Source organism: Curtobacterium sp. VKM Ac-1376 (assembly GCF_015351025.1).
Taxonomy (GTDB): Bacteria; Actinomycetota; Actinomycetes; order Actinomycetales; family Microbacteriaceae; genus Curtobacterium.
On sequence record NZ_JADKRV010000009.1, the window covers coordinates 68,073 to 88,154 of the forward strand.

The following is a 20,082-nucleotide window of genomic DNA, read 5'->3' on the forward strand; positions in this document are numbered from 1 at the left end:
GGGCGGGGCCGCGCCGCGCCTCCAGACCGGCACCGGGTCGCGACACGCGCGGGGCGCGCCGCCGAAGGGGCAGGACACGCCGCACGCGGGCCGCCGCGGGTGCGGAAAGCGTCGCCTGGCGGCGCCGCAACCGACAGTTCGTGCCCCCTCGGCACAAGCGGCCGGGCGCGTCAGACGGACGCTCTCCGGATCTTCCCGAGGGCGGCCTGCAGGTCGTCGGGGTACTGCGCCTCGAACGACACCCACTCCCCCGTGCGCGGGTGCGCGAAGCCGAGCCGGACCGCGTCGAGCCACTGCCGTGTCAGCCCCAGCTCCGCCGCGAGCACCGGGTCGGCGCCGTACATCGTGTCGCCGACGAGCGGATGGCGCGTTGCGGCCATGTGCACACGGATCTGGTGCGTGCGACCGGTCTCCAGGTGCACCTCGACCAGGGTCGCGGCACGGAAGGCCTCGAGGGTCTCGTAGTGGGTGACGCTCGGCTTTCCGTCCGCGGTCACCGCGAACTTCCAGTCGCTCGACGGGTGCCGTCCGATGGGCGCGTCGATGGTGCCGGAGGTCGGGTCCGGGTGTCCCTGGGCGAGCGCGTGGTAGACCTTCTCGACCGTGCGCTCCTTGAACGCGCGCTTGAGGTGGGAGTAGGCGAGCTCGGTCTTCGCCACGACCATCAGCCCGGACGTTCCGACGTCGAGCCGGTGCACGATCCCGGCGCGCTCAGCGGCCCCGGAGGTCGCGATGGTGAACCCGGCCGCTGCCAACCCGCCGGGGACGGTCGGACCGTCCCACCCGGGCGAAGGGTGTGCAGCGACACCGACGGGCTTGTCGACGACGACGATGTCCTCGTCGTCGTGCACGACGGTCATGCCCGGCACGACGGCCGGCACGATGCGCGGCGGCTCCTTCGGGGTCCACTCGACCTCGAGCCAGGAGTCGGCGTGCAGGCGATCTGACTTGCCGACGGGCACACCGTCGACACGGACGCCCCCGGCTGCGACGACGTCAGCCGCGAACGAACGACTGAACCCGAGCAGCTTCGCGATGGCCGCGTCGACTCGCTCGCCGGCGAGCCCGTCGGGAACGGGAAGAGAACGCGACTCGGTCACGTGGCGTCGTGGCCCAGCGTGCCGCGACGGTCCCGGTCATCCGGCCTGGAGGCGCGGGTCGGCTCGTCGACGGCACCATCAGCTGACGAGAACGCTGCCCCGCCGTCGAGCGGCTCCGCCGTGTCGGCCTGCGCCTGGCGCTTGGCCGACAGGGTGCGGGATCCGTCGAGGTTCACCCCGACGATCACCAACAGCACGAACAGCACCATGCTGATGCAGATGAACGAGTCCGCGACGTTGTAGATCGCGGGCATCATCCAGGGCGTCGAGATGAAGTCGACGACGTGCCCCCGGGCGAACCCGGGCTCACGGAAGAGGCGGTCGATCAGGTTGCCCAGCGCGCCACCGAGCAGCATGCCGAGCACGATCGCCCACCACATCGAGCGGATCCGCCGCGAGTACAGGATGATCGCGACGACGACCGCGGCCGAGATGACCGAGAACACCCAGGTCATGTTCACCGCGAAGGAGAACGCCGCCCCGGGGTTCCGGACGTAGAGGAACTGGAGCGCCCCGCCGAGGACGGGGACCGCTGTGCCGTACGGCAGGTTCGCGACGACCAGCGCCTTGGCGACCTGGTCGAACGCCACCACCACGACAGCGGCGAAGGCCAGTGCCGCGATCGCGCGGACACTGACCTTCGCTCGTGATGCTGGTCGCGACAACGTCAGTTGCCGAAGCCCTGCGCCGATGCCGGCGCCGGGGTGAGACCGGACTGCTCGCCCGAGGAGTCGAGCTCGGAGAGCTGCCCCTGGATGTAGCTCTTGAGCTGCGCACGGTAGTCGCGCTCGAAGGTCCGGAGCTCGTCGATCTTGCCCTCGAGCTGGCGCTGCTCCTGCTCGAGCACCGCGACACGCTGACGGTTCGTGTTCTCGGTGTCGGCGATGATCTGGCGCTGCTTCGCCTCGGCCTCGGAGACCAGGCGGGCCGCCTGGGCGGTGCCCTCGGCGATGAGCGCGTCGCGCTTCTCGATGCCTTCGCGGACGTGCTCCTCGTGGAGACGACGCGCGAGGGTCAGCAGGTTCGTGGTGCCCTCGGTGTCCTCGTCCGCCGGGACCGTGGTCGCCGGGGCGGCCGCAGCGACCGGAGCGGGCTCGGGAGCCGCCTCGACCGGAGCCGGCACGGGCTCCGGTTCTTCCGCCGGAGCGGACTTCTCGAGCTGCACCGGCTGCTGCGGGGCCGACTCGGCCGCCTGCAGGCGCTGGCGGAGCTCGTCGTTCTCCGCGGTCAGGCGACGCAGCTCGACCACGACCTCGTCGAGGAAGTCGTCGACCTCGTCCTGGTCGTAGCCCTCGCGGAACTTCGTCGGCTGGAACCGCTTGTTGACTACGTCTTCCGGCGTCAAAGCCATTGCCGTCACCTCAATAGAACTGCTGAACGTGTGGAACCGCGTGCGGTGCGACCGAATGTACCAGTCGTACCGTGCGGTGCGGATGCGCCGCCGGAGCGTGCATCGATCCCGACCACCGTACACCGACGATGGGTCAGAACCGTGACCATGCCGTGGCGTGGCGCGTGTCGCGGACCGTGATCCGCTAGACCCTGACGATCAGGGCGGCGACCACGACGCGGGCGATGATGACGACGAGCATCACGATCGTCCAGCCGAAGTCGAGCGCCACCGGTCCCAGGCGGAGCGGCGGGAGGACCCGTCGGACCGCGCGGATGGGCGGGTCGGTGACCGTGTAGACGAACTCGGAGACCACGAGCATGCCCCCGCGCGGTCGCCAGGACCGGTTGAAGCTCTGCACGAGATCCAGGGCGAACCGCCCCCACATCACGAAGAAGTAGAGCAGGAGAGCAAGGGAGATGATCCCTAGGATCACGGACACGATGGGGCTCGCTCGTCTCGGGCGAGCGCCGTCGGACGACGACGCTCACGGGCGGGTGGCCGGGAAGGCTCAGGACTGGACGAAGAAGTTCGCCTCGATGTCGGACTCTACCTCAGCGGGCTCGCCACTCACTGCGACGTGGGCCGGCGAGAGCAGGAAGACCTTGTTCGTGACGCGCTCGATCTTGCCGTACAGGCCGAGCGACAGTCCCGACGCGAAGTCGATCATGCGGCGGGCGTCGCCCTCGGTCATCTGCGAGAGGTTGATGATGACGGGGATCCCGTCGCGGAAGCTCTCGGCGATGGACTGGGCGTCCTTGTACTCGCGCGGGTGGACGGTGAGGATCTCGTTCATTTCCTGGACCGGGGTCGCCTTCTGTGCGGTCGTGTGCGAGCGGCGGAGCGGAGTGATCTGGGCGCCGCGCTGGTTGGTGTGCGTCTTCGCGGCGGTCGCAGCCGCAGCGGGGGCTGCCGCCGGAGCCGCCGCTGCGGAGGCCTCCTGCGGCTCGGCGGGCGCGGGGGCGGCCTGCTGGCGCGCGGGCGCGGCCTGCTGCCGCTCGGGCGCAGCCTGCTGCTGCTCGTCCTCGTAGTCGAGTTCCTCGTCGGCGAGGCCGAGGTAGACCATCGTCTTCTTCAGCGGGTTGGCCATGGTTCCTCCGGAGTTCGTGCTCGTGGATGCCCTGCAACGAGGCTAGGGTGCCGCCGGCCGATTTCCCGTGATTGCGGTGCCGATCCGCAGGTGTGTCGCGCCCTCGAGGACGGCGTCGGCGTAGTCGCCGCTCATGCCGGCGGAGATGTCGGTCGCTCGGGCCTCGAGTGTCACGACACGGTCGGAGATCGTGCGGAGCCGAGCGAACGCGGCCCGGGGTTCCTCGTCGAGGGGCGCGACCGCCATCACCCCTCGCAAGCGGATCGTCCCGGTGGCGAGCACGCGCTCCGCCATGGCCTCGACCGCGTCCGGCTGCACGCCGCCGCGTCCGGGATCACCGGTGAGGTTGACCTGCACGAACCCGTCGATGACGGGCGGGGCCGGTTCAGCCTCGGTCGGTGCGAAGGCGTCCACCACGGAAGAACGGTCGAGGGACTGCACGACGTGGGCGTACCGTCGGGCCTGACGGGCCTTCTTCGACTGCAGCTGCCCGATGAAGTGCCAGGTCAGCGGCAGGTCGGCGAGTTCGGCCGCCTTGGCCTGCGCCTCCTGGTGGCGGTTCTCCCCCACGTGCGTGACGCCGAGCGTGGCGAGCTCCCGGACGAGCGACGCCGGGTGGTACTTCGTCACGACGACGAGCGTGAGCTCGTCGACCGGACGCCCTGCGGCTCGCGCCGCGTCGGTGATGCCCTGCCGGACGGACGCGAGACGCGCCTCCAGTCCGTCGTCGTGGGACGAGGCGGACGGAAGGCGCGTGTCGGCGACCAAAGGGACCCTTACTTCAGGAAGTCGGGGACGTCGAGCTCGTCATCGTCGTCGAACGCCGGGTCCGCGGCGCGCTGCACCGGCGGCTGGTGCTCCTGCGAGGCCCAGGACGGGGTCGACGTCGCCGAGTCCTCGATCGCACCGGTGGACGCTGCGGCGACGGGCACGGACGAACCGGCCTCGGGGTCGACGTAGCTGGAACGGCGCTCCTTCTGCTGCTGCGCCGGCTCACCGCCGTCGAAACCCGCGGCGATGACGGTCACACGGACCTCGTCGCCGAGGGTGTCGTCGATGACCGCACCGAAGATGATGTTCGCCTCGGGGTGCACGGCCTCCTGCACCAGACGAGCGGCGTCGTTGATCTCGAAGATGCCGAGGTTCGAGCCACCCTGGATCGAGAGCAGCACGCCGTGCGCACCGTCGATCGAGGCCTCGAGCAGCGGCGACGCGACGGCGAGTTCCGCGGCCTTGATGGCGCGGTCGGCCCCACGGGACGAGCCGATGCCCATGAGCGCGGAACCCGCACCCTGCATGACGCTCTTCACGTCGGCGAAGTCGAGGTTGATCAGCCCCGGGGTGGTGATGAGGTCGGTGATGCCCTGCACGCCGGCGAGGAGCACCTGGTCGGCCGTGGCGAACGCCTCGACCATGGAGATGCCGCGGTCACTGATCTCGAGCAGGCGGTCGTTCGGGACGACGATGAGCGTGTCGACCTCGTCCTTGAGGCCCGCGACACCGTTCTCGGCCTGGGACTGGCGACGCTTGCCCTCGAAGCTGAACGGCTTCGTGACGACGCCGATGGTCAGGGCACCGATGGACTTCGCGATGCGAGCGACGACCGGGGCGCCACCCGTGCCGGTCCCGCCGCCCTCGCCCGCGGTGACGAACACCATGTCGGCACCCGCGAGGGCTTCTTCGATCTCCTCGGCGTGGTCCTCGGCGGCACGACGGCCGACTTCGGGGTCCGCGCCGGCGCCGAGCCCGCGGGTGATCTCGCGGCCCACGTCGAGCTTGACGTCGGCGTCGCTGAGCAGCAGGGCCTGGGCGTCGGTGTTGATCGCGATGAACTCGACGCCACGGAGACCGAGCTCGATCATGCGGTTGACGGCGTTGACGCCGCCGCCGCCGACACCGACGACCTTGATGACGGCGAGGTAGTTGTGGTTCGTGGTCACGTCAGTCAGGCCTCCGGTAGAACCCTCAACCTCTACTTGAAGTTCAGGGGCAATGCTGGTAGATGTGGTGCTGGCTTCGACGCTACGGGTGCGTTCGGCGCACTGTCGCCCCGCCACGCCGCGTGTCGCCGATCAGGTCGTGCAATTCGGTCTCCGGCGCGAACACGCCTCAGCCCTCGGCTCGGATCACGCCGTTGTCCGGCGACGAGACGTCGTACTCAACGACGACGCCCGGGTTCCGGGCACCGTGGTCCTTCACCAGCGCAGCGAGCAGCGCGGCCTTGGCCTCGGACTCGTCCGGGTTCCCCCACACGACGGTCGAGCCGTCCTCGAGGGTCAGCGTCACGTCGTCGGCGGTCGACCCCGCGACCCGCGTCACCTGCGACCGCACGGTCGACGGGAGCGCGAGAACGACCTCGGTCATGGTGCGGAAGCTCGAGGACCCGAGGCGGGCGCGGGCGATGTCGGCGAGCGGCATCGAGGCCGGGCGCTTCGGCGAGGACTGGACCACGATCCCGGCGGGGTCGACCAGGTCGAACGTGGTGCCCGACCGCACCGCGACGACGGGCGTGCGCTCGGTCACCGTGACGACCAGCGTGTGCGGCGGAGCCTCTTCGGTCACGTAGCTCTCGATGAGCGGGAACCCGGCGACGTCGCGCTTGATCGCGTCGAAGTCGAGCCGGGCCAACGGGGTGCCGATCTGGTCGGACAGCGCCTGGCGCAGCGCGGTCTCGTCCACCCGGTTCGTGCCCTGCACCTCGATGGTGCGGAGCGCCATGAGCGGCGAGTACACCGCGACGAGGATCGAGACGCCGAGCACGACGACGACGCCCGCCGCCGTGGTCCAGGCGGCGCGACGGTGGCGGCTGCGTCGGGTGAACCGGCGGACCTCCGCGCGCTCGAGCAGCCGGCGTCGGCGCTTCGCGACGCGCGCCTCGCGGGCGGTCTCCGCTGCGCGCACGCGCGCTCCGATGGGCACCTCGACGTGGTGGTGCGGCCGGGAGGTGCCGCCCGCGTCGAGCACGTCGGTCACGGTCGCGTCGTGGTCGGTTGCACCGCCCGTGACGGCCCGTCGTTCCGCCTCGCGTCGGTCGGCCTCGGGGTCGCGGTGGTCCTCGTTCGGCGTGTACTCGCGGAGCCGGTCCGCGACCGCCCCGAAGCCGGCACCGAACCGGCGGCCGGCCGCGCCCGCGAAGGCGCCGACGCGGTCCCGGGGCGAACCCGGGGTGTCGGCGTCGGGCTCGTGCGCAGGGGTGGGCTCGGGCGTCTCGTCGACCGGCACGTCCGGGTCGGACGCGGGACGGGCCTCCCGTTCGTCGGCTGCACGACCGCGGAACGGCAGCCGCGGCTTCGAGGGACCACGACGCTGCCGGGGCGCTTCGGTGGCCTCGGCCGGGGCGTCCTGGCGGGCCGCCCCCTCGTCGAACCCCTCGGGGCGCTTCACCGGGACGACGCTCCGTCGTCCTGGAGCGCCCCGAGCACCTGCGGGATGATCCGGTACACGTCGCCGCAGCTGAGCGTCATGATGATGTCGCCGTCCTCGGCGACGGCGGCCGCGCGGGCCGCTGCCTCGTCCCAGTCGGGCAGGAACTCGACGCGCGACTGGTCGGAGAAGCGCTCCTGCACCAGTGCGCCGGTGACACCGGGCTCCGGGTCCTCGCGGGCGCCGTAGACATCGAGCACGACCGTGTGGTCGGCGAGCTCCTCGTAGACCTTCGCGAAGTCGCCGGCCATCAGGCGGGTGCGCGAGTACAGGTGCGGCTGGTGGATCGCGATGATCCGGCCGTCACCGACGACGTTGCGGGCAGCCTTGAGCGCAGCCGCGACCTCGGTCGGGTGGTGCGCGTAGTCGTCGTACACGGAGACGCCGCGCTCGACGCCGTGCAGCTCGAAGCGGCGCTGCGTGCCGCCGAAGGCCTCGAGCCCGCGGAGCGCGTCGGCCGGGGCGACCCCGAGGCCGGTGAGGACCGCGAAGGCGCCGACGGCGTTGATCGCGTTGTGGCGACCGGGCACACGGAGGGTCAGGTGGTGCGCTTCGCCGGCGGCGCGGAAGTCGACCTCGACACCGGCGGACTCGGTGATCGACTCGATGCGGACGTCGGCGTCGACGGCCTCGCCGAAGGTGACGATCTCGGGGGCGTCGGCGCGCTGGCGGATGCCGGCCGTGACGGTCTTCGCGCCGGCGTCGTCGCTCGAGATGACGACGCGCTCGCTCGCCTTCGCGGCGAACTCGACGAAGGCCTCGGTGAACGCTTCCTCGCTGCCGTAGTGGTCGAGGTGGTCGGCGTCGACGTTGGTGACCAGGGCCACGGCGACGTCGTACAGCAGGAACGAGCCGTCGGACTCGTCGGCCTCGACCACGAACAGGTCGCTCGACCCCGGGGCCGAACTGGTGCCGAGGGACTGGATGACGCCGCCGTTGACGAAGCTCGGGTCGAGGCCGAGCTCGACCATCGCGGTGACGATCATGCCGGTCGAGGTGGTCTTGCCGTGCGCACCGGCGACCGCGACGAGGCGGTGCTCGGCGATCAGGGCGGCGAGGGCCTGCGAGCGGTGGAGCACCGGCAGACCGCGGCGCTGCGCCTCGAGGAGCTCGGGGTTGTCCGGCCACAGCGCACTGGTGACGACGATGGTGTCGGCCGCGCCGACGTTCGCGGCGTCGTGGCCGATGTGCACCGTCGCGCCGAGGTCGCGCATCGTGGCGGTCGTGTCGGTCTCGCGGGAGTCGCTCCCCGTCACGGCGTGGCCAGCGGCGACGAACATCCGGGCGATGCCGCTCATGCCCGCGCCGCCGATGCCGACGAAGTGCACCGTGCCGAGGTCGTCCGGGATCGGCTGCGTGAGGTCCGGCTTGATGGTCATGGTTCCTCCGTGGTGCTGGTGCTGCCGGGCGTGGGCCGCGTTCGTGCGTGCTTGGCCGCGTCGAGGACCAGGTCGGTCATCCGGTCGGCACCGTCGCGGTGGCCGACGCTGCCGGCACGGACGGTCATGTCCGCGATCCGGGATCGGTCCTGCAGGATGCTCAGCAGCTGGAACGTCACCCAGTCCTGGTCGAATTCCCCGTCCGCCACGAGCACCGCTCCCCCGGCGTCGACGACGTCCTTCGCGTTGTGGCGCTGCTCGCCGTTGCCCACCGGGTACGGCACGAGCACGCTGGGCAGTCCCACCGCGGTGAGCTCGCACACCATGCCGGCGCCGGAGCGCGACACGACGAAGTCGCTGGCGGCGTACGCCAGGTCCATCCGGTCGCAGTACGGCAGCACGTGGTAGCCGTCGAGGTCACTCGGGCCGATGTCCGACGCGGCGCCCACGACGTGCAGGATCTGCCAGCCGGCACCGACGATGGCGGACGCCGAGCGGTTGATCGTCCGGTTGATGCTCCGGGCGCCCGAGGATCCGCCGGTCACGAGCAGCACCGGGCGGTCCGGGTCGAGACCGAACGCTGCAAGGCCCTCGACGCGGCTCGCGCGGCGGTCGAGCGACTCGATCTCGCGGCGGAGCGGCATGCCGACGACCCGACCGTTCCGGAGCCGGGTGTTCGAGAAGGTCAACCCGACGTGGTCGGTGAGGAACGCGGCGAGGCGGTTCGCCAGCCCGGGCTTCGCGTTCTGCTCGTGCACGACGATCGGTGTTCCGGTACGGCGCGCGGCGATGTACGCCGGGGCGGCCGCGTAGCCCCCGACGCCGAGGACGACCTCGATCCGGTGCTCACGGATGATCTGCTCGGTCCGCTTGACCGCCGCGACGAAGCGCTGCGGGAAGCGCAGGGCGTTCGCGTTGATCCTGCGCGGGAACGGCAGGCGCGGGATGGTCAGCAGCTCGTAGCCGCGCATCGGGACGAGTCGGGACTCCAGGCCCTCGGCGGTGCCCAGCACGAGCACCTCGGCCTCGGGCTCACGCTCCGTCAGCCGGTCGGCGACCGCGAGCAGGGGGTTGACGTGGCCGGCGGTACCGCCGCCGGCGAAGAGGTACTTGCTCACCGCAGTGGTCCGTTCGTGGTGGGGAGTCGGTTCGACGCGGCCGGGTCGTTCTTGCCGGGCAAGTCGCGGGCGAACGACAGCACGACGCCGATCGCCACCAGGGTCATGATGAGCGCCGAACCACCGGCGGAGATGAGCGGCAGCGGCACGCCGAGGACCGGCAGCAGTCCGAGGACCACGGCGATGTTGATGAGCGCCTGCCCGATGATCCACGCCAGGATGCCGCCCGTGACCGTCTTCACGAACGGGTCGCGGGACTGCCGGATGATCTTGATCATTCCCACCGCCAGCACGACGAACAGGCCGAGCACGACGACGGCGCCGATCAGGCCGAGCTCCTCGCCGATGATCGCGAAGATGTAGTCGTTGTCGGCCTCGGGCAGCCAGGACCACTTCGCCTTGGAGTTGCCGAGGCCGACGCCGAACACCCCGCCGGACGCCAGGGCCCACATGCCGTGCACGGGCTGCCAGCAGATGTCCTGGTACTGGCTGGTGTCGGTGCAGCCGGAGAGCCAGGCGCTGATGCGGGTCGAGCGGGACGCCGACGCCATGGTCACGAACGGCAGCATCACGGCGATCGCGGCCAGGCCGACGAGCAGGTGCCGGGCGCGGACGCCGCCGATGTACAGCGCACCGAAGACCAGGATGAGCATGACCATGGCCGTGCCCTGGTCACCACCGAGGATCACGAGTCCGAGCGACAGCAGCGAGGCGATCCCGATCGGGACGAAGACCTCTTTCCAGTCGTCGAGCTTGTCCCGCTTGACGTAGATGATCGCGCCGATGCCGAGCACCAGGCCGAGCTTCACGACCTCGGACGGCTGCGCGGTGAACGAACCGATGCCGATCCAGTTCCGGTTGCCCTGCACGTCGATGCCGAGCGGTGTGTAGACGAGCAGCTGGAGCACGAGGGCCGCACCGAGCAGCCGCATCGCCCACTTCCGCCACATCCGGGTGGGCACCCGGCTCGCGACGAGCATGAGCGGCACGCCGAGCACGGCGTAGAGGCCCTGGCGCGACGCCGCACCGAAGAAGTCGTGGGTGGCCGCGTACTCCTCGACGCTCGACGAGGACAGCACCATCACGACGCCGAAGACGACGAGGAACAGCGTGACGCCGAGGATCGTGTAGAACGTGCTGGACTCGGCGACGAAGACGTTCTTGACGGCGACGAGCGCACCGTTCGTGCGCCGACGCGACCCCTCGGACGTCCGGCCGCTACGGCCGTTCGGAAGATCCGTCGGTGTCGTTGCCATCGACTTCTCCTCCCAGGTGCTCGTGGACCGCGGCCGCGAAACGGCGCCCCCGGTCGGCGTAGGACGCGAACTGGTCGAACGACGCCGCCGCCGGGGCGAGGAGGACCGTGTCGCCCGGTCTCGCGACCGACGCGGCATGCCGGACCGCCTCGCGCATGACCTGATCAGTGTCCGTCGTCTCCACCTGGAGCACGGGAACCGTGGACGCGTGTCGCGCGAATGCCTCCAGGACGGGGGTCCGGTCCGCGCCGATCACGACGGCGGCACGGACCTCGGGCCCGAAGCGCTCGATCAGACCGTCGATGTCGACGCCCTTGAACAGGCCGCCGACCACCCACACGACGGTGTCGAACGAGGCGAGCGACGCGGTGGCGGCGTGCGGGTTCGTCGCCTTCGAGTCGTCCACCCACGTGATGCCCTCGGCCTCGGCCACGAACTCGGTGCGGTGGTGGTCGGCGCGGAAGGCGCGGACCGCGGCCTGGATCGCGCTCGGCTGGACCGCGCCGGCCCGGGCGAGGGCCGCCGCGGCCAGGACGTTCATGGTCATGTGCGGGCTGGCGAGTCCGGCGGTCTCGAGGTCGGCGACGGTCGAGAGCTCGAGCGCGCTGTTCCGCCGGTCCTCGGTGAAGGCGCGGTCGCACAGGACGTCCTCCACGATGCCGACGTCACCGGGAGCCGGGACCCCGGGTGTGAAGCCGACCCCGCGGCAGCCCTCGACGACGTCGGCCTCCTGCACCATGTGCTGGGTGACCTCGTCCGAGGTGTTGTAGACGCACGCCATGACGGTGCGCTCGTAGACCTTGGCCTTGGCGGCCCGGTACGCCTCGGCGGAACCGTGCCACTCGAGGTGGTCGTCGGCGATGTTCAGGCACGCGCTCGCGAGGGGCACCACGGCACCGTCGCCGGACTCCGCCATGTAGTGGAGCTGGTGGCTCGACAGCTCGACCACGAGCACGTCGTAGCCGTCCGGGTCGCGCACGACGTCGAGCACCGGGACGCCGATGTTGCCGCAGGCGACGGCGCGCAGTCCGCCCGCTTCGTACATCGCTGTCGTGAGCTGGGTCGTGGTGGTCTTGCCGTTCGTGCCGGTGATGGTGATCCACGGCGCGGCGACCGGGCCACGGACGACCTTGTCGCGCACGCGCCAGGCGAGTTCGATGTCGCCCCAGACGGTGCTGTTCGCCACCGACCACTGCACGGTGGCGTTGTGCGGCGGCAGGCCCGGCGACACGATGACCACGTCGGGGGCCTGCTGCACGAGTGCGTCCGGCACCGCGTCGAGCGGTGCCTGCAGGAACCGAGCGCCGATGACGTCGAGCAGCTCGACGCTGTCGGTCGGCGCGTCTGACGAGTAGACCGTCACCGCGCTGCCGAGTTCGACCAGGGTGTCGGCGACCGAGAAGCCCGTGGCGCCGAGTCCGAGCACGGCGACGTTCAGCCCCCGCCATCCGTCCGAGTACCAGCTGTCGAGGGACTGGAGACGATCAGCCAACGCGCGCGATCCATTCGAGGTAGAAGAGCCCGACCCCCGCCGCCACGAAGAGTCCGGCGATGATCCAGAAGCGGACGACGACGGTCACCTCGGCCCACCCCTTCAGTTCGAAGTGGTGGTGCAGCGGGCTCATCAGGAAGATCCGCTTGCCGTGGGTGATCTTGAAGTACGCCCGCTGCAGGATGACCGAGCCGGTGACGATGAAGAAGAGGCCACCGATGAGGATGAGCAGCAGCTCCGTGCGGCTGAGGATCGCGAGACCGGCCAGGGCACCGCCGAGGCCGAGCGATCCCGTGTCGCCGAGGAAGATCTGCGCCGGCGAGGTGTTGTACCAGAGGAAGCCGATGAGCCCACCGCAGACCGCGGCAGCGACCACCGCGAGGTCGAGCGGGTTGGACACCGTGTAGCAGGCGTGCTCGGTGCTCGCGTCGAGGCGGGCACCGCCGCAGATCTGGTTCGACTGCCAGAAGCCGATGATCACGTACGAGCCGATCGCGAGGATGCTCGACCCGGTGGCGAGGCCGTCGAGCCCGTCCGCCACGTTCACACCGTTCGACGTGGAGACCGTCAGCAGGACGATCCACGCCAGGAACAGCACCGTGCCGATGACCGTTCCGAGCGCCATGAAGTCGAGCCACGGCACGTCGCGGATCGCCGAGATCATGGTGGACGCCGGCGGCTTGCCGTTCGAGGTCGGCACGACGAGGGCAACGGTGGCGAAGATGACACCGACGATGACCTGGCCGAGGACCTTGGCCCAGCCGCCGAGTCCGAGGCTCCGCTGACGACGGACCTTCAGGAAGTCGTCGATGAAGCCGACGAACCCGAGCCCGACCATCAGGAACAGCACGAGCAGCCCGGACAGCGTGATCGAGTCACGTCCGGCCAGGTGCCCGACGAAGTACCCGATCACCGCGCCGATGATGAGGACGATGCCACCCATCGTCGCGGTGCCGCGCTTGGTGTGGTGCGACTGGGGTCCGTCGTCACGGATGAACTGCCCCCACCCGAGCCGGTGGAAGAGCCTGATGAAGAACGGGGTGAGCAGCAACGTGAACACCAGCGACGTGGCGCCGGCGACGAGGAGCGCGATCATTCGGTGACACCTCCGAGGCGGTCGCCGAGGAATCGCAGTTCGGCAGACTTCGAGGACTTGACGAGGACGACGTCGCCGGGGCGGAGCATCTCCTGCATGGCACGGACGGCGTCGTCGACGTCCTCGATGTACACGGACTCGCCGTCCCACGATCCCTCGAGGGTGGCGGCCTGGTGGATCGGCATCGCGCCGCGGCCGACGACCACGAGCTGTCCGATGCCGAGCCGGACGACGAGCCGACCGATACGGTCGTGCTCCTCGACGGAGTACTCGCCGAGCTCGGCCATCTCGCCGAGCACGGCGACGGTCCGCTCCCCTGGGCGCACGATCTGCGCCAGGGTCCGCAGCGCCGCCGCGGTCGAGTCGGGCGACGCGTTGTACGCGTCGTTGATGACCGTGACGCCCTCGGGGCCGTCCTGGAGCAGCTCCATGCGCCAGCGCTCGGCGCGCGTCATCGACGCGAGCGCGGCGGCACCATCGGCGAGCGGGACGCCCCACAGGTGGGCGACGGAGAGCGCGGCGGACGCGTTCATTGCGTGGTGCTCACCCAGGATCGCGAGGCGCACGTCCACGTGATCCGGGCCTCCAGACAGGGTGGCGTCCGTCGGACGCTCGCCTTCCGGGCGGACCGGGGCCACGCCGCCGGTTCCGGACTGACGCGCGAGCGGCAGGTCGGCCTTGCCGGTGGGGAGAGGCGCGGTGAGGGTGAAGCGGGTGCCGCTGCGGTCCGTCTCGATGCCGGTGATGCGGTAGTCGGCGTCCGCCGACGTGCCGAAGCCGACCACGCGCGCGGCCGTCAGGTCGCGCATCGACGCGACGCGGTCGTCGTCGACGTTGAGCAAGGCCGTGGCGGTCTCGGGCAGGTCCGTGACCATCTCGGACTTCGCTCGCTGCGTCGCCTCGATGCCGCCGAACTCGCCGGCGTGCGCGAGGCCCACCTTGAGGACGACGCCCACGTCGGGCTCGGCGATCGAGACGAGCTTCGCGATGTGGCCGACGCCGCTCGCCCCCATCTCGACCACCAGGTAGCGGGTGTCGTAAGTCACGCGGAGCATCGAGATGGGTGCCCCGACGTGGTTGTTGAACGACCCCTGGGGCGCGACGGTCTCACCGTGCTGCTCGAGGATCGTGCGGAGCATGTTCTTCGTGCTCGTCTTGCCGTTCGAGCCGGTGATGCCGACGACCCGCAAGGGGGCGGGGCGACCGTCTGCGTCGACACGGTCTGCGGTGCTCATCCGGACGCGCGTGACGACCTCGTGCGCGAGCGCGGCGAGGGCCTCGTAGCCGTCCGCCACGACGATCTGCGGCGCGGTGGTGTCGACGCGCTCCGGCGTGATCACCAGTGCGGCGCCGGCGTCGACCGCGGCGGGAACGAAGCGGCGGCCGTCGGTCACCTCTCCGGGGAGCGCGAAGAACACGCTGCCCGGACGGACCAGGCGCGAGTCGGTCTCGACCGAGCCCTCGACGACGAGGTCGCCCGGCTCGGCGGCGTCGGTGGCCTGGGCGCCGCCGATGAGATCGCCGCCGACCGCGGTGGCGATCTCGGCGAGGGTCATGGCGATCATCGGACGTCCTCCGCGGGACCGGAGTTCGGCTCCCAACCGGCCTCGCGCAGGGCCGCACGGGCCTCGTCGCGGGCGGAGTACGGCGTACGGACGCCCTGGATGTCGCGGTAGTCCTGGTGGCCGGGGCCGGCCCAGAGGATCGAGTCGCCCTCGCCGAGCAGGCCCACGGCCTTGCGGATCGCGGCCTCGGGCGGGCTCACCTCGTACAGCTCGTGGTCCGGGTACGCCTCGCGCGCGGCGTCGACCAGGGTCTTGCGGATCGACGCGGCGTCCTCGAAACGGGGGTGGTGGTCGGTCACGACGAGGATGTCGCTGCCGGCAGCGGCCACGCGGGCCATGTCGCCGCGCTTCGTGGTGTCGCGGTCGCCGTCGGCGCCGAACAGCATGAGGACCTTGCCGGCGGTGAACTGGCGCACCGCCGCGAGGGTGTTCTCGAAGGCGTCGGCGCTGTGACCGAAGTCGACGTAGACGCTCGGTCCGTGCTCACCGGAGACCCGCTCGGTGCGACCGGGCAGGTAGCACTCGATGGCGGACACGCGGCGGTCCGCAGCGTCGTCGTCGCGCTCGTCGGTTTCGTCGGGGTAGCGACGGTGGTTGCTCTCGAGCGCGTGCGCGATGGCGCCGAGCTCGAAGCCGCCCTCGACGAGCATGACGATCGCGAGTGCAGCGTTCGCCGCCATGTGCCAGCCGATCAGGGGCACACGGGTGGTGAGCGAACGGCCCTCGGGGCCGGTCAGGCGGAACTCGGTGTAGGCCGCGTGCGCCTCGACGACGTCGACGTGCCACTCGGCCTCGACGTCGGGGCGGACCGTGATGGTCGTGACCGGGATGCGGGAGTCCTGCACGACGCGGCGGCCCCAGTCGGTGTCCAGGGAGACGACGCCGCGACGGGCGTGCTCGGGCTGGAACAGCGGGAGCTTCGCCTGGTAGTACTCCTCCATGTCGGCGTAGTCGTCGAGGTGGTCGTGCGACAGGTTCGTGAAGGCTGCGACGTCGAAGACGATCCCGTCCACACGGTGCCGGCTCAGGGCCTGGGCGCTGACCTCCACCGCGACCGCGCGGACCTCGCTCTCGCGCATCCGGGCGAGGAGCGCGTGCATCTCGCTGGCCTCGGGCGTGGTGAGCCGGCTCGTCACGCTGAGCGAGCCGATGTGGCGCTCGGCAGTCGAGCTGAGGCCGGTGACGAGACCGAGCTGCTTGAGGATCCCCTCGAGGATGTAGGACGTGCTCGTCTTGCCGTTCGTGCCGGTGACGGCGAACAGCTGCGGCAGGTCGGTGGCCTCGTCCGGGTGGGTGCGGTAGACCCACGCTGCGACGTCGCCGAGGGCGGTACGGGGGTCGTCGACGACGAGCACGGGCAGCCCGGAGGGTTCGACCAGCGCGACGCCGTCCTGGTCGGTCAAGACGGCCACGGCACCGCGCTCGGCGGCCTCGGTGGCGAACTGCGCACCGTGCCGGTTCGCACCGTGCACGCCGACGAACAGGTCACCCGGCTGCACCTCGGCGGCGCTCAGCGTGACGCCGGTCGTCTCGACGCCGTCGAGCGAGCCGACGACGCGCAGACCGAACGCGTTCGCGAGTTCGGCGACGGCCCTCGGCGTCGGGTGTTCGGGTCGGAGGACCGGGGGGATCCGTGCGGACAAGTGCTCCTTCTTCCTCACCACGTGGACGGGTAGGTCTTCGCCTGCGTCGTGGAGGGGGCGACACGGTACTTCTCGAGCACCTGGGACATGAGTGTGCGGAACGCCGGAGCCGCTCCGCTCGACCACTTGTTGGTCTGCGGCTTCGTGAACGTCACCGTGACAACATACTGGGGGTCTTCTGCGGGTGCCATTCCGGCCACCGAGGTGATGCGCTGCGAGCCGTAGCCCTGCGACCCCTCGGCGACTTCCGCGGTGCCCGTCTTCGCGGCGATGTTGTAGCCGGAGATCGGCTTCATGCCCACCAGGGTGCCACCGGTGACCACGCTCTGCAGCATGTCGGTCACCTGCGTGGCGGCGTCGGCGGACACGACCCGCTGCTTCTGCACGTCGGGCGCGTCGATCGTCGTGCCGTCCGCCGTGGTGCAGCCCTTGACGAAGTGCGGCGGGATCCGGACACCGTCGTTGGCGATCGTCTGGAACACGCTTGCAACCTGGATCGCCGTCGTCGAGATGCCCTGGCCGAACATCGAGTTGATGTCCGTCTGCTGGTCCCAGTTCGGGCTCGAGCCGTAGTCCATGGACGGCTGACCCGGGTAGTCGATCGCCGTCTCGGGTTCGAACAGCCCGAACTTCTTCATGTAGTCGTAGCGCTGCTGGGCGGTCAGCCGAGACCCGAGCTCGGTGATGCCGACGTTCGACGAGTCGCGCAGGATGCCGGTCAGCGTCAGGTTCTCGGTCTCGTGGAACTCCGAGTCGTGGATCGTGCCACCCCAGGGGAACGTGCGCGAGTACGGCACGACGGCCTGGTCGGTCGGGCTCGACTTGCCCTGGTCGATCAGGGCGGCGGCGATGGCGGCCTTGATCGTCGACCCGGGCTCGTACGTCGCCGTCAGCGCGCGGGACCCGAAGGCGCCCTCGTCCGTCGTGGCATCGACGTCGTTCGGGTCGACCGTCGGGTAGTCGGCGACCGCCAGCAGCTCGCCGGTCTTCACGCTCGTGACCGTCGCGGTCGCGGACTCGGCCTGCAGGGTCTTCGCGGCGGACGCGATGGTCTGCTGCGCCATGTACTGCAGGTCGCTGTCGATCGTCGTGACGAGGGTGCCGCCGTCCTTGGCCTTCTTCGCGGTCACGGTGCTGCCGGGCAACTGGACGCCGTCTTCCCCGCGCTCGTACGTCTCGGAGCCGTTGGTGCCGGCCAGACACTGGTCGTACGCGTACTCCAGACCGGCCTGCGCCCCGTCGGTGCCCATGAAGCCCGTGATGTTGCCCGTCGTCGCACCGGCCGGGTAGACCCGCGACGCCTGCTGCTCCTTGTAGATCCAGGGGATGCCGAGGTCGGTGACGGCCTCGTAGTGCTTCACGTCCAATCCCTTGACCAGGTAGGCGAAGTCGGACTTCGGGTTCGCGGCGATGTTCTTCCGCATGGTCGCGACGTCGCCGCCGGAGGCCTTCGCCAGCGCGGTGAGCGCGGCGCCGACGCTGACCTCCTTCACCCGGGTGCCGCCGAGCTTGCCCTCGAAGGCCTTCACCAGGCGCGGTGAGGTCGTGATGTTGTACCGCGTGACGCTGTCGGCGAGCTCGGTGCCGCTGCGGTCGACGATCGAGCCGCGGGTGCCGTAGATGGTCACCGGGATGCTGCGCTTCTGGGCGGACTGCTCGTTCAGCTCTGCGGCCTGCACGACCTGGATGTCGACGAGCCGGACCACGAACACGCCGACGAGCGCGATCACGGCGAGCATCACGATGCTGTAGCGCAGGCGTCGGTTGCGGATCGTCTTCCTCACGCGGTGCGGTCCTTCCCGGGCGGTGCTGTGGGTGCGGCGGCCCCGCCGGTCACCGGGTGGAGGGCGCCTGGAGCGGGTTCGCGTCGGACTCTACGGACGACTTCGCCGTCCCCTGGTCCGACGCGCTGGCGCCGCTCGTCTTCTCAGACGCGGCGGTGCCGGATGTGCCGGAGGCAGCGGCGCTCGCGTCGTCGGTGGCGCCTGCGGTGTCGGTGGCGGCCGTGGCGCCGGTTGCGCCTGTGCTGCCGGTCTCCTTGCTCGTCGACGTGTCGCCCGGCTTCGCAGCCAGCGGGACGTCGTTCAGCAGGGAGTTCGGCACCTGGTTGTCGGTCGACGCCGTTGCCTGGTCGGGCTTCGCCGGTGTCGGCGTGCCGTACACGCGGCCCGTCTTCGGGTCGAGGTAGACCGGCGTCGAGTTCGCGATCATGCCGAGCGCCTGGGCGTTGCGGGCGAGGTTCTGCGGCGAGTCGAGCACCCGCAGTTCCTCGGACAGGGACTGCTGTGTGCGGGAGAGATCCGTCTGCTCGGCCGACAGCGCGTTGAGCGTGTACGCCCCCTGGCTGAGCACCATGCTGATGCCGAGCTGGGCCAGCAGCAGGATGCCGAGCGCGACGACGGCGACGACGGCGTAGCCGATGCGGGGCCGGACGCGACGCTGGGCCGCGGTCGGGGTGACCTCGACGAGTTCCGGCCGCGGCTGCTGGTCCGGGCGCGGGGCCCGCGACGGGATGACGGCGGGGTCGACGAGTGCGAGGTTCGTGCTCATGTCACTTCCGGATCCGCTGGGCCGCGCGCAGACGCACGGGGGTTGCTCGGGGGTTGGCGGCGCGTTCGGCCTCGTCGGCCAGCTCGGCGCCCTTGACGATCAGGGAGAAAGTGGGGGCGTGCTCGGGCAGCTCCACCGGCAGGCCTGCTGGGGCGCTCGACTTCGTGCGCTCCACCAGCGCCCGCTTGACGATGCGGTCCTCGAGCGACTGGTACGACTCGACGACGATCCGGCCGTCGACGGCGATGGCGTCGAGCGCTGCCGGAATCGCCCGCTCGAGCACGCTGAGTTCGGCGTTCACCTCGATGCGGAGCGCCTGGAACACCCGCTTGGCCGGGTGCCCCTGACGCTGGATCGCGACCGGGGTGGCGTCGTGGAGCACCTGGACCAGGTCGCCGGACATCTCGAACGGCTTGGTCGCCCGGCGCTCGACGATGGCCCGGGCGTAGCGGCCCGCGAGCCGCTCCTCGCCGTAGCGCTGGAAGATGCGGCGGAGTTCGCCCTCGTCGTAGGTGGCCAGGACGTCGGCGGCGGTCTGCCCCTCGGTCCGGTCCATCCGCATGTCGAGCGGCGCGTCCTGGCTGTACGCGAACCCGCGCTCCGCCCGGTCCAGCTGCAGCGAGCTCACGCCGAGGTCGAACAGCACGCCGTCGACCTTCGAGAACCCCTGGCCCTCGATGGCCTCGGTGATGCCGTCGTACACGGTGTGCACGAGCCGGACGCGGTCACCGAAGCGGGCGAGCCGCTCCCCCGCGATGCCGAGCGCATCGGTGTCCCGGTCGAGCCCGATGAGCGTGAGCTCCGGGAACCGCTCGAGCAACCCTTCGGAGTGGCCGCCCATCCCGAGCGTGGCGTCGACGACGACCTTGCCCGGGCCCTCGAGCGTCGGCGTGAAGAGGTCGACGATGCGCTGGAGCATCACCGGCGTGTGCGGGAACTTCGGAGTCTCGTCCTCGGCCATGTGCAGCCCCTCGTCTCCT

At 70.7% G+C, this 20,082-nt stretch carries 18 protein-coding genes; all 18 read right to left on the reverse strand.

The features are described 5' to 3' along the window. Positions 1–170 precede the first annotated feature (170 nt). Positions 171–1,100: an RluA family pseudouridine synthase gene (locus tag ITJ56_RS11910; RefSeq protein ID WP_194630826.1), complete on the reverse strand. Its 930-nt coding sequence runs from the start codon at positions 1,098–1,100 to the stop codon at positions 171–173. Continuing rightward, positions 1,097–1,765 carry a signal peptidase II gene (gene lspA / locus ITJ56_RS11915; RefSeq protein ID WP_228517687.1) on the reverse strand — a complete coding sequence of 223 codons (669 nt, stop codon included), beginning with the start codon at positions 1,763–1,765 and terminating at the stop codon, positions 1,097–1,099. Before lspA ends, ITJ56_RS11910 begins: the two co-directional genes overlap by 4 nt. Positions 1,766–1,767: 2 nt before the next feature. Continuing rightward, positions 1,768–2,451, reverse strand: coding sequence for a DivIVA domain-containing protein (locus ITJ56_RS11920; protein WP_194630827.1), 684 nt, complete (start codon positions 2,449–2,451; stop codon positions 1,768–1,770). Positions 2,452–2,635: 184 nt separating this feature from the next. Then, positions 2,636–2,932: a YggT family protein gene (locus tag ITJ56_RS11925; RefSeq protein ID WP_194630828.1), complete on the reverse strand. Its 297-nt coding sequence runs from the start codon at positions 2,930–2,932 to the stop codon at positions 2,636–2,638. A 69-nt stretch (positions 2,933–3,001) separates the two neighbouring features. Then, on the reverse strand, positions 3,002–3,580 hold the full coding sequence (locus ITJ56_RS11930) for a cell division protein SepF (protein WP_194630829.1): 579 nt from the start codon (positions 3,578–3,580) through the stop codon (positions 3,002–3,004). 42 nt (positions 3,581–3,622) lie between these two features. After that, positions 3,623–4,348: a YggS family pyridoxal phosphate-dependent enzyme gene (locus tag ITJ56_RS11935; RefSeq protein ID WP_194630830.1), complete on the reverse strand. Its 726-nt coding sequence runs from the start codon at positions 4,346–4,348 to the stop codon at positions 3,623–3,625. Between the two features lie 8 nt (positions 4,349–4,356). Then, positions 4,357–5,520, reverse strand: a complete 1,164-nt coding sequence (gene ftsZ / locus ITJ56_RS11940; protein WP_194630831.1) for a cell division protein FtsZ — start codon at positions 5,518–5,520, stop codon at positions 4,357–4,359. 169 nt (positions 5,521–5,689) lie between these two features. Further along, positions 5,690–6,964 carry an FtsQ-type POTRA domain-containing protein gene (locus ITJ56_RS18980; RefSeq protein ID WP_194630832.1) on the reverse strand — a complete coding sequence of 425 codons (1,275 nt, stop codon included), beginning with the start codon at positions 6,962–6,964 and terminating at the stop codon, positions 5,690–5,692. Further along, a complete protein-coding gene (murC, locus tag ITJ56_RS11950) occupies positions 6,961–8,382 on the reverse strand; it encodes a UDP-N-acetylmuramate--L-alanine ligase (RefSeq protein WP_194630833.1) in 1,422 nt (473 codons plus the stop codon). The genes ITJ56_RS18980 and murC overlap by 4 nt, the downstream gene beginning before the upstream one ends. Then, positions 8,379–9,500 (reverse strand): undecaprenyldiphospho-muramoylpentapeptide beta-N-acetylglucosaminyltransferase, encoded by a 1,122-nt coding sequence (murG, locus tag ITJ56_RS11955; protein ID WP_194630834.1) that lies wholly within the window; start codon positions 9,498–9,500, stop codon positions 8,379–8,381. Before murG ends, murC begins: the two co-directional genes overlap by 4 nt. Then, the gene (gene ftsW, locus ITJ56_RS11960; protein ID WP_194630835.1) at positions 9,497–10,756 is read right to left on the reverse strand and encodes a putative lipid II flippase FtsW; all 1,260 of its coding nucleotides are present in this window, start codon (positions 10,754–10,756) and stop codon (positions 9,497–9,499) included. The genes murG and ftsW overlap by 4 nt, the downstream gene beginning before the upstream one ends. Then, positions 10,719–12,248, reverse strand: coding sequence for a UDP-N-acetylmuramoyl-L-alanine--D-glutamate ligase (gene murD / locus ITJ56_RS11965; RefSeq protein ID WP_194630836.1), 1,530 nt, complete (start codon positions 12,246–12,248; stop codon positions 10,719–10,721). Before murD ends, ftsW begins: the two co-directional genes overlap by 38 nt. Then, positions 12,241–13,344: a phospho-N-acetylmuramoyl-pentapeptide-transferase gene (gene mraY, locus ITJ56_RS11970; protein ID WP_194630837.1), complete on the reverse strand. Its 1,104-nt coding sequence runs from the start codon at positions 13,342–13,344 to the stop codon at positions 12,241–12,243. The genes murD and mraY overlap by 8 nt, the downstream gene beginning before the upstream one ends. Beyond that, positions 13,341–14,909, reverse strand: coding sequence for a UDP-N-acetylmuramoyl-tripeptide--D-alanyl-D-alanine ligase (locus tag ITJ56_RS11975; protein WP_194630838.1), 1,569 nt, complete (start codon positions 14,907–14,909; stop codon positions 13,341–13,343). The genes mraY and ITJ56_RS11975 overlap by 4 nt, the downstream gene beginning before the upstream one ends. Continuing rightward, complete coding sequence (locus tag ITJ56_RS11980; RefSeq protein WP_194630839.1) at positions 14,906–16,552, reverse strand: Mur ligase family protein; 1,647 nt, start codon at positions 16,550–16,552, stop codon at positions 14,906–14,908. Before ITJ56_RS11980 ends, ITJ56_RS11975 begins: the two co-directional genes overlap by 4 nt. Before the next feature lie 14 nt (positions 16,553–16,566). Next, on the reverse strand, positions 16,567–18,336 hold the full coding sequence (locus ITJ56_RS11985) for a penicillin-binding protein 2 (protein ID WP_323749796.1): 1,770 nt from the start codon (positions 18,334–18,336) through the stop codon (positions 16,567–16,569). Positions 18,337–18,385: 49 nt separating this feature from the next. After that, on the reverse strand, positions 18,386–19,102 hold the full coding sequence (locus tag ITJ56_RS11990) for a hypothetical protein (RefSeq protein ID WP_194630840.1): 717 nt from the start codon (positions 19,100–19,102) through the stop codon (positions 18,386–18,388). A 1-nt stretch (position 19,103) separates the two neighbouring features. Continuing rightward, the gene (gene rsmH, locus ITJ56_RS11995) at positions 19,104–20,063 is read right to left on the reverse strand and encodes a 16S rRNA (cytosine(1402)-N(4))-methyltransferase RsmH (RefSeq protein ID WP_194630885.1); all 960 of its coding nucleotides are present in this window, start codon (positions 20,061–20,063) and stop codon (positions 19,104–19,106) included. Between the last annotated feature and the right edge of the window lie 19 nt (positions 20,064–20,082).

What these genes read in the sequence shown, in the direction of transcription:
- ITJ56_RS11920 (WP_194630827.1), bottom strand. Translation starts at nt 2,451, where the DNA reads ATGGCTTTGACGCCGGAAGACGTAGTCAACAAGCGGTTCCAGCCGACG.
- ITJ56_RS11930 (WP_194630829.1), bottom strand. Translation starts at nt 3,580, where the DNA reads ATGGCCAACCCGCTGAAGAAGACGATGGTCTACCTCGGCCTCGCCGAC.
- murC (WP_194630833.1), bottom strand. Translation starts at nt 8,382, where the DNA reads ATGACCATCAAGCCGGACCTCACGCAGCCGATCCCGGACGACCTCGGC.
- ftsW (WP_194630835.1), bottom strand. Translation starts at nt 10,756, where the DNA reads ATGGCAACGACACCGACGGATCTTCCGAACGGCCGTAGCGGCCGGACG.
- mraY (WP_194630837.1), bottom strand. Translation starts at nt 13,344, where the DNA reads ATGATCGCGCTCCTCGTCGCCGGCGCCACGTCGCTGGTGTTCACGTTG.
- ITJ56_RS11975 (WP_194630838.1), bottom strand. Translation starts at nt 14,909, where the DNA reads ATGATCGCCATGACCCTCGCCGAGATCGCCACCGCGGTCGGCGGCGAT.
- ITJ56_RS11990 (WP_194630840.1), bottom strand. Translation starts at nt 19,102, where the DNA reads ATGAGCACGAACCTCGCACTCGTCGACCCCGCCGTCATCCCGTCGCGG.
- rsmH (WP_194630885.1), bottom strand. Translation starts at nt 20,063, where the DNA reads ATGGCCGAGGACGAGACTCCGAAGTTCCCGCACACGCCGGTGATGCTC.